Genomic DNA, 1016 nt, shown 5'->3' with positions numbered 1-1016 from the left:
CAGTGAGATGATCTCAGCGAAATAGTTCGGACGATTGGGATTTCTTGGATGCTGCCGGTGGCGTTCCGGGCTTTTCGGGAGGAGTCGCCGAAGCCTGGAAACAGACGTGGAGCCCCCGGTAGAAGAGCTCTCACCACAAGAAATCTCAGCCTCCGGAAGGCTCCACGTGATTGCTCATCGTGCCACGCTCGATGTCTCCCGCGCACTCGTTCACCACCTCGCCCGGCTCCTGCGCAACGAACGCCGGCTGCGCGGCACCCCCACCGGCAGCCGAGCCCTGAGCCCGTTTCGGCAGGCGGTCCTGGTGCTGCGCTGGTTCCGAGGCGAGCACGACATCCCCAAACTCGGCCGCGACCATCGCGTCTCCCGAGCCACTGCCTACCGCTACCTCCACGAAGGCATCGACATTCTCGCAGCTCAAGCGCCAGATCTACACGAAGCTCTCGACCGCGCCCACACCGAGGGACTGGCGTATGTGATCCTGGACGGCACGCTGATCCCCATCGACCGCTGCGCCGAACAGACCACCAGCGTCAAGGGCGAACCCATCGACACCTGGTACTCCGGAAAGGCCCACCAGCACGCCGGCAACCTCCAAGCACTGTCGGCACCCGGTGGGCTGCCGTTGTGGATCGCCGAGGTCGAACCCGGCTCCGTCCACGATCTCACCGCTGCCCGCGCACAGGTTCTGGGCGCGTTGTACGCCGCAGTCGCACGCGGCCTGCCCACCCTCGCCGACAGCGGCTACGACGGCGCCGGAATCGGCATTCACACGCCGATCAGACAGCCCGAAGGAAACCAGATCCTCAGCCCGGACAACCGCACCTACAACCGGCTTCTACGCGCCTTGCGCTGTATCGGCGAGCGCGGGTTCGCCCTGCCCAAGGGCCGCTGGCGGACCCTCCAGCACATCACCGTCAGTCCCAGCCGAATCGGCGCCATCGCTCGCGCGGCGCTTGTCCTCACCCATTTCGAGCACAGTTATCTACCGGCTATTCGCTGAGATCACGTCAGTG

General features: G+C 65.3%; 1 protein-coding gene. It reads left to right on the top strand.

All coding sequences use genetic code 11. The features are described 5' to 3' along the window. The first annotated feature begins 166 nt into the window (after nucleotides 1–166). Complete coding sequence (locus ACTOQ1_RS42840; protein ID WP_440074349.1) at nucleotides 167–1003, top strand: HARBI1 family protein; 837 nt, start codon at nucleotides 167–169, stop codon at nucleotides 1001–1003. The last annotated feature ends 13 nt before the right edge of the window (nucleotides 1004–1016 follow it).

The sequence above is a fragment of the Streptosporangium sp. OZ121 genome (assembly GCF_051918885.1).
Taxonomy (GTDB): Bacteria; Actinomycetota; Actinomycetes; order Streptosporangiales; family Streptosporangiaceae; genus Streptosporangium.
The sequence above is the reverse complement of the archived record's forward strand: the minus strand, read 5'-3'. Positions and strand labels throughout refer to the sequence as shown.